Source organism: Flavobacteriales bacterium, from assembly GCA_013001705.1.
In the GTDB taxonomy this organism is placed as follows: domain Bacteria; phylum Bacteroidota; class Bacteroidia; order Flavobacteriales_D; family JABDKJ01; genus JABDLZ01.
Genome location: JABDLZ010000215.1, coordinates 1 through 8,357, shown reverse-complemented (window position 1 = coordinate 8,357; position 8,357 = coordinate 1). Strand labels below are relative to the sequence as shown.

Here is an 8,357-nt window from a genome sequence, read left to right as displayed (position 1 = left end):
ATATCTGCCACTTCGTAACGCAGCATATCCTTGGGATTGTCGGCCATGGCAAAGAGTTCTGGGGTGATCTCATTCACTTTCTTATCGGTACACTGGGCAGAAAGCAGTACGGCCACCAGCAAGGTATAGGGATCGGTGTGATCCAGCGGGACGGGAACCTGTGGATAGAGTTCCTCCAAGGTGTCGATGACGAATTGTACGCGCTCTGCTTTGGTCATATCCGCCTGCGAAAGTATCCATCTTCATTGATGACGTGGAGCGCGTGTTCACCTACCTCCCCTCTCAATCTCTCTATGGTACGACCTCGGATGGTCCCATCCAGGATGATGAGATCTGGATCGATCGTCTCCAAGATGGGTTCTAGTGTGATTCCACGGTGATAACTCACCACCAGATAATCGACCGGTACTTTTACCGAATCGGTCTCCTGATTCCATCTCGAATCAAATAGTACAAGGCTGCAATCCTGATAAATAAGGGTCTTCTCATTCACCCATTCTATTTCCGGATGTTCTCCATAGCGGAAGAACTGCGGTTCAGGAGCCCCATGCATATTCCAGCAATTTCTAAGATGGAACTGCTGTTTACTCTTGTCCGTTTGCCAAGTGGAATCGCTGTAGATGAGATTCTCTGAAGAGTGAAGGAAGTTGATCACGGATTCTCCGCGTACATCATAGACCACTAGGTGCGGGTGTCGTTTGAAGGACATCGATTCATAGATCTGCCAGCCCAGAATCCCCGTCATACCGATCAGTGCGAAGAAGAACCACTGCTTTTTTCGATAGTTCAAGGCGATGATCATCGCCATCACCACGGCATAGATTACCCAACACATCACGATATCGATATCTATGCCCTTGATGAGCGAATACGGTATGCCTTCGATCCAGCTCACGCCTTGATTGAGAACCCAGATAGTCCCAGAAAGGAGCTTGCCCAACCAAATCCCCACCACTGGAATCCAGCCCAAGACCAGATAGATGATGCCCAGATAAAGAATCAAGAATGCAGCAGGAATGACCAATAGATTGCTCAACAGGAAATAACTGGGGAACTGATGGAAATACATCAGGCCTAAGGGAAAAGTGGCCAATTGTGCTGCAATGGACACACAACTGATCTCCCATATCTTATCCGGCAGCCATTGAGGAAAGTAGAGCAATCCATAGATCTTGGGGTGGAGGTAGATGATTCCCACTACCGCCAGATAACTCAGTTGGAAGCCCACCTCCATGATATAGAATGGATTGACCACCAGCAGAACGAAAGCGGAACTCGCAACGGTATTATAGATATCGCTCTTCCGATTCAAACCTGTACCGAGCGTAACGGCAGAGAACATAGTAGCTGCACGCACGACACTGGGCGATAGTCCGGTGATGAAGGCATAGGTCCACAGACAGAGAATGAGAATCATCGATTTTATGAGCACGCCTCTTTTCCATCGGTCCATCCACTTGAATAAGAAGCGAAGGATGAAGAAGATGATACCAACATGGAGACCGGAGACCGCGAGCACATGCATCGCGCCTGCACTGGCGTAGGATTGTATCAATTCTGGGTCGAGGTCGTCCTTCTTACCTAGCAGAAGGGCTGAGGCAATGGCCATCTCAGACCGATCCATCTCTATGTGACGAAGTCTCTCGATGAAGAAGGAACGTATCCGCTCCGATGACCTTCTCAGGCTCCAGTTCTTTCCACTCATTATCCAATCTTCGGACCGGAGGTACTGCTGGTGGTAGATATCCTTGAATGAGAGAAAACGCTTGTAATTGAATTGCCCGGGATTGGCTGGGCCCTCTACTTCTCGAAAGGCAGTTACAAAACTGATCTCATCTCCTATCTCCAAGGATTGGGACTGCTCGCTTTTCTCCAGATACACGAGGAGATCTCCTTCTACGGGGACCCAAGTGTTATTTACCAGAGCATGTTCGATGTGGAGTACGGCCTTGGTACTCTTCTTCTTTTCCTGTGGTGAGTCGATGACCCGGCCCGAGAGTAGTTCCGAATCCTCATACATGCTGAAATGATCGGGTCGATCTATGCTGGTATTCAAATCGACCAGCATCATTCCCAAGCCTAGCAGCACGGACGAGATGAATAAGAGCATCCATCGCTAGGAAGACCCTACGAGCAATATGGCGCGTCAATTGCGTAAGTATCACCCCTGTCAAGCCGAGTATCAGAAAGGATAGATAAACGACCGGCAGTGCTCCTATGAAGACGCCCACAATGATCCCGATGATCAGTGGGAGCAAGAATCTCACGAAAGGGACCGATTTCCAACTGAAAAAATTCACCTCAGAGAATTTGAGGGAAAATTAATGGATCGAATTCAATGTGCTACTAAGGGTAGCGGATCCACTATAACTTCTTGATAGAGGAACTTCTTTTGAAGAGAGCCAAAAGGGCGGTAGGTATAGAACACTTCTCCCCCCTTTACCTGTACGGCTTCTGGATAGTCATAGGTAAATGTGAACACCCGTGAGGTCTTACCCGTTTCCATATCGATCCTATCCAAATTCGCTCTTCCACCAGGGTGTTGCATGAGCGCATAGAATTCTCCCCCGACCAGGTCGTGGACCACCCGCTGAAAGGGGTTGTTCATCACTTTATGGTATGCATGATAGTGGATGGGTACGGAGTCCACCGGAGCACCGTCAAGGTCCACCCTGCGGATCAGCTCGGCCGGATGATCGAAAACGACCACCGTTTGCTCTTCTTGGAATGCAGGTGCATAGGGGGTTCGATAGTAAGGCACCCCTTCGAAACTGGCCATGCAAGTGAGCAACTCCTTCTCTACCCCAGTCTCCAATTCCATACGGAACATATTCAACTTGTCTCGGGTGCTGAGATACTTGTATTCTGCCCGACACATGGTGAGCATATCCTCATCTGCGATGCGAAGGAGGTGCGTGTAGGTCTCGACTTTTCCATCGTAGACATAGTACTCGAAGAACGGTAGATGCTCCGATCGGGTATGGAAGACGAATCGATCATCTACCTGAGCGATCACAGGCACGATCTGTTGCTCATACTGGTCTTTGTCAATACGGATCGCCCGCAGACCGTATTCATCAAAGACTGCTTGATACATGCGCTCTCTTCCTCTGATATACACTTCATCAGCGTAATCTCGTTCTAAGCCTATGGCCTTCAATCGCAAGGGTAAGCTGACTGAATCCACTGCCTGAAGATCCTGATTCAGCAGATAGAGTTTAGCGGATTTTTCCAATCGCTTCTCATACGTGAGTATGAGGATGGAATCACCCAAGAACTCATAATCGGCTATGCTATGTCTCGGACTTCCATAGATGACTTCTGGAGCATATTCCGAAAGGATCTCCACTGTACCCAGCGGATGGACGATGGGATTCATGCGAATGCGGATGGGCTCTCCTGCAAGGAGTTCTGCCAACCGGAAGCGTACTAGCTCAGCCTCATAATTCAGATGTCTGACCTCCACTCGTATCTGAGAAGCTCCTTGCCGTGATACTTGAACAGTGAACCTTCCTCTATCATCAGTAACGGCAGTACCATCGCCCTCGACTACCCGTATATGGGAGCCCTCAATAGGTGAATCGGTATCTGCTGAGAGCACTACCCCGCGAACGATGACCGAATCTTGGGCACTGAGAAGGAAGGTGGCCAGAAGCAAGAGTATGACAGCAATTAGACGCATCTGTCATAAAGATGCACGGCCCATGGGAATTCCACAAATCACTTATTGACCACCGATCACTTTCTTGATCTCATTGAGCTTCATCAAAGCTTCTACCGGAGTGAGGGTATTGATATCGATATCCCGGATGTCTTCTCGTATCTGTTCGAGAATAGGATCATCCAGCTGGAAGAAACTCAATTGCATGTCCTGCTGAGCTGCAGTGAGTTCTTGCGTGTTCTTCTCCTTGGTGTGGCTTTTTTCAAGAAAAGAAAGCACCTGGTTTGCCCGTTGAAGAACGAGGGCTGGCATCCCGGCCATCCGGGCCACATGGATTCCAAAACTATGCGCACTTCCGCCCGGGATGAGCTTGCGTAAGAAGAGGACCTTATTATCCACCTCTTTTACAGAGACGTTGTAGTTCTTTATCCGAGAGAACTCCTCGCTCATTTGATTGAGCTCGTGATAGTGCGTAGCAAAGAGAGTCTTGGCCTTGGCCAAGGGATGCTCATGAATGAATTCGGAGATCGCCCAAGCAATACTGATCCCATCATAGGTACTTGTCCCCCTTCCTATCTCATCCAACAACACCAAACTGCGCGATGAGAGATTATTGAGGATACTGGCCGTCTCATTCATCTCTACCATGAATGTGGATTCACCTGAAGAGATGTTGTCAGAAGCACCCACACGGGTGAATATCTTGTCCACCAGGCCGATAGTAGCTGCTTCGGCCGGGACGAATGAACCCATCTGAGCGAGAAGCACGATCAAGGCCGTTTGCCGCAAGAGCGCAGATTTACCCGACATATTGGGTCCGGTGATGATGATGATCTGCTGCTCTTCCGTATCGAGATAGACATCGTTCTCCACATAGGCTTCACCAAGTGGAAGATTCATCTCGATCACCGGGTGTCGTCCTCCTTGGATATCCAAGGAAGTAGACTCGTCCACTACAGGTCGTATGTAGCTGTTCTTCAGTGCCAGTTTGGCAAAACAGAGCAGGCAATCGAGCTGAGCGATAACAAATGCATTGTGCTGGATAGGTTTGATCTGGTCGCTCACCGAGCGTACAAGTTCGGTGTAGAGTTCCTGCTCGAGCGCTCCGATGCGCGACTCGGCATTCAGGATCTTCTCTTCATACTCCTTCAATTCAGGAGTGATGTATCTCTCAGCCTGGGTCAATGTCTGCTTGCGGATCCACTCCTCGGGTACCTTATCCTTATGGGTATTCCGCACTTCGAGATAATACCCGAAAACGTTGTTGTATCCGATCTTGAGTGAAGGGATTCCGGTCTTCTCAGATTCGTTCTCCTGTAAGGCTATCAATTGGTCCTTCCCTGAATAGGCGATCTGTCTATACTCATCCAGCTCAGCATTGACACCATCCTTGATCACTTTGCCTTTTCCGAATACCACCGGTGCATCTTCATCCAATTGGTCTTGGATGCGCTTGAGAAGTGTATGACAAGGATTGATCTGATCGGCCAGTATCTGAAGTCTTTCTTGGCCACTATCAGATAAGAACTGCTGGACCTCCGGCATGATCTCGAGCGCCCTGCGGAACTGGTTCAATTCTCTTGGATTGATCTTCTGTACCACCGCCTTGGATATCATCCGTTCAAGATCACCGATGGGCTTGATGATACCGCTGAGATGCTCTGCGATCGATGCATCCTGAGATAGGAATTGCACGACATCCTGACGTTCTGAGATCCGCTTGATATCCAGAAGTGGAAGAAGCATCCATCGTTTCAGAAGGCGCCCTCCCATAGGCGTCACGGTATGATCCATGACATCCAGCAATGAGCGACCTCCTGCATGGTTGGAGTCGAAAAGTTCTAGGTTCCGTACAGTGAATCGGTCCAGCCAGACGTATTCTTCAGATGCGATACGTGAAATGGAGGTGATATGCTCCAAGCGGTCATTCTGTGTCTCCCCCAGATAATGCATCAAAGCCCCAGCAGCAGTAACTCCTGTATGCATCTCCTCTACACCGAAACCCTTGAGTGAGGTGGTCCCAAAATGTCTTAAAATGCGCTCGCGAGAGGTCTCTTCATCGAATACCCAATCATCCAGAGCATAGGTGTGGTATTCTTCGGATAATTCATCCTGAAGGGTTCTTTCTGACTTCGAAATGAGCACCTCGCTCGGACCGAAACCTTGAAGGATCTTATGCGCATAGGAATGATCTCCTTCTGCGATCAAGAATTCACCCGTTGTGATATCCAGAAGAGCGATTCCATAATTGCCTTGATCTGGGAATATGCCTGCTAGGAAGTTGTTCTTCCGCCTATCGAGGACCTCATCGTTGAAGGCTACCCCAGGAGTGACCAATTCGGTGACTCCGCGTTTCACGATCTTCTTCGTGGCAGATGGGAGTTCCAATTGATCACAGATGGCTACACGAAGACCGGCCCTGACCAGTTTGGGCAAGTACGTATCAAGGGAGTGATGGGGGAATCCGGCCAGATCGACAAAGGCGGCTGCACCATTCTTCCTTTTGGTCAGGACTATACCCAGGATCTCTGCCGCACGCACCGCATCCTCACCGAAGGTCTCATAGAAATCACCCACACGAAATAGCAATAGGGCATCCGGATGTTTGGCCTTGATGCTATTATACTGCTTCATCAAAGGGGTCTCTTTGACCGCTTTGCCCTTCTTGGTCTGCTTCTTAGAATCTAACTCCATCTACTTGACCACGAAACTAAGCGTGGTCTTCAGATATGCCTATTTTTCCACTTTCCATTTGTCAACAGCCTCTCCATGCCCAGAAGAGTCAAAGTGATTCTAGATAATGTAAGGAGCCATCACAATGTAGGATCGGTGTTCCGTACAGCCGATGCTTTTGGTATGGATGAGATCATCCTGGTAGGAATCACTCCACGGCCCCCTCACAGGGATATCCATAAGACGGCCCTCGGTGCGACAGAAAGTGTGGCTTGGCGACATTTCGAATCATCTTCTGAAATTCTCGAAGAGCTTCGGGATGCTGGATTCAAAATCGTTTCGATCGAGCAGCATGGTAGTGCTATCGAGCTCCCAGAAGCAGGATCGATAGGGTCTGACACTCTGGCTATCGTACTTGGAAATGAGGTGCAAGGAGTCTCGAATGACTGGCTCGAGAATTCAGATGAAATTTGGGAGATCGAGCAGAAGGGCATCAAGAAGTCGCTGAATGTGAGCGTCTGCGCTGGGATTGTCATGCATCATCTATCGCATTCTTGACTGACTCTCACTTGGTCTATATCTCAGTTTATCCTTAACTTAGGGGTTTGTAGTGCCATTGAAAACCCACTACTTCACCATGAAACGCGGACTGAACCTCATTATCACTTGTTTGATACTCTTGTTCATTGGACAAGAGCTCAATGCTCAATTCTATAGGAATCAAGGGTATTGGAAAAAGGACCGTTGGTATATTCTAGGTGGGGTAGGTGCTTCCAACTTCCTTGGAGAACTCGGTGGCCGAGATCAAATCGGTTCAGACTTCATCTGGGACTTGGAGACCAAAGAATTCAAACCTGCATTGTCTATCGGTATCCGATACGTGACCAGCAGCAAGACTTCGATCCGTGGTCATTTCAGCTATGCCAAGATCGGAGGCGATGACGCACTTACGAGAGAACCATTCCGCTTCAATCGCAATCTGCACTTCGAATCCAAGTTGTATGAGGTGAGTGCCATATTCGAGTACCAGATCTTCAATATCAGACCGGGACACCGATATAATTTGGCAGGTGTAAAAGGCCAGAAACCCAGGAAGGCCAATATCTATGGATTTATAGGCGTTGCGGGGATACATTTCAATCCCAAAGGGAAATTGGGAGACACTTGGTATGAATTGCAACCGCTGGGAACAGAAGGGCAGAATATCGAAGAAGAACCCTATTCACTTTATTCCATAGCCATTCCACTAGGAATAGGTTATAGATGGAGGGTGGTGAACAACGATTGGATGGTGGGTATCGAGATTGGACACCGGATCACGTTCACCGATTATATGGATGATGTGAGTACCGTCTATTATGACGAGACCGAGTTGATGAATCAACGGGGGCTAAGTCCTCAAGACAACCTGCTGGCGGCCTATTTTGCCGACCCTAGTCTGGGATATTATATCGATGAGAACGGTGAACAAGTGAATCTGAATTCCACCTTCACAGGAGCTCAGCGTGGTGACCCCGATGACAATGATGCCTATCTATTCGTACAGGCGACTGTGTCCTATCAGCTGGGTAAAAGACCCTATCGTAGAAAACGCTTCGGTCCGAAGAAAGGAAAACGTATCGTATTCTGATACAGCGTATTGCTAAGAAGAGATTTTACAAAAAAGGCCGTTCGAATGAACGGCCTTTTCTCATTTGAAGCGAATCGTATTCTCTCTTATCTGAAGTTCTTTCCCGGATAATAGGCCAACTGACCCAGCTGTTCTTCGATGCGTAGAAGTTGGTTGTACTTAGCGACACGGTCCGATCGACTCAATGAACCGGTCTTGATCTGACCTGTATTCAAGGCCACTGCCAGATCAGCGATGATGGTGTCTTCTGTCTCTCCAGATCGGTGGCTCATCACCGAGGTGTAGCCGTATATACGACCCAGATTCACGGCATCGATGGTCTCTGTCAAGGTCCCTATCTGATTGACCTTGATCAAAATGGAATTGGCAGCTCCTTGTTCGATCCCCTTGGCC

The 8,357-nt window shown here is 48.7% G+C and carries 7 protein-coding genes; 2 read left to right on the top strand and 5 right to left on the bottom strand.

Features of this window, described 5'->3' with window-relative positions; all coding sequences use genetic code 11:
- From HKN79_08770 to mutS, 4 genes are all read right to left on the bottom strand, one after another.
- The coding region (locus HKN79_08770) for an endonuclease III (GenBank protein NNC83657.1) at positions 1–218 on the bottom strand (218 nt) is incomplete at its 3' end.
- Complete coding sequence (locus tag HKN79_08765; protein NNC83656.1) at positions 215–2,110, bottom strand: ComEC family competence protein; 1,896 nt, start codon at positions 2,108–2,110, stop codon at positions 215–217. The genes HKN79_08765 and HKN79_08770, both read right to left, overlap by 4 nt.
- A 225-nt stretch (positions 2,111–2,335) precedes the next feature.
- Positions 2,336–3,682: a carboxypeptidase regulatory-like domain-containing protein gene (locus HKN79_08760; GenBank protein ID NNC83655.1), complete on the bottom strand. Its 1,347-nt coding sequence runs from the start codon at positions 3,680–3,682 to the stop codon at positions 2,336–2,338.
- A gap of 42 nt (positions 3,683–3,724) precedes the next feature.
- Entirely contained in the window at positions 3,725–6,355 is a 2,631-nt protein-coding gene (gene mutS / locus HKN79_08755) for a DNA mismatch repair protein MutS (GenBank protein ID NNC83654.1), read from the bottom strand.
- A gap of 75 nt (positions 6,356–6,430) precedes the next feature.
- Between mutS and HKN79_08750 the strand changes: the two genes are divergently transcribed.
- On the top strand, positions 6,431–6,892 hold the full coding sequence (locus HKN79_08750; GenBank protein ID NNC83653.1) for a TrmH family RNA methyltransferase: 462 nt from the start codon (positions 6,431–6,433) through the stop codon (positions 6,890–6,892).
- A 79-nt stretch (positions 6,893–6,971) separates the two neighbouring features.
- Complete coding sequence (locus tag HKN79_08745; protein NNC83652.1) at positions 6,972–7,964, top strand: hypothetical protein; 993 nt, start codon at positions 6,972–6,974, stop codon at positions 7,962–7,964.
- Positions 7,965–8,050: 86 nt separating this feature from the next.
- On the opposite strand, the gene eno is transcribed toward HKN79_08745, so the two are convergent.
- A partial coding sequence (gene eno / locus HKN79_08740; protein ID NNC83651.1) for a phosphopyruvate hydratase occupies positions 8,051–8,357 on the bottom strand: 307 nt, incomplete at its 5' end.

Excerpts from the sequence above, each read along its gene's own strand:
- HKN79_08745 (NNC83652.1), top strand. The coding sequence starts at position 6,972 with ATGAAACGCGGACTGAACCTCATTATCACTTGTTTGATACTCTTGTTC.
- HKN79_08750 (NNC83653.1), top strand. The coding sequence starts at position 6,431 with ATGCCCAGAAGAGTCAAAGTGATTCTAGATAATGTAAGGAGCCATCAC.
- mutS (NNC83654.1), bottom strand. The coding sequence starts at position 6,355 with ATGGAGTTAGATTCTAAGAAGCAGACCAAGAAGGGCAAAGCGGTCAAA.
- HKN79_08765 (NNC83656.1), bottom strand. The coding sequence starts at position 2,110 with ATGCTCTTATTCATCTCGTCCGTGCTGCTAGGCTTGGGAATGATGCTG.
- HKN79_08760 (NNC83655.1), bottom strand. The coding sequence starts at position 3,682 with ATGCGTCTAATTGCTGTCATACTCTTGCTTCTGGCCACCTTCCTTCTC.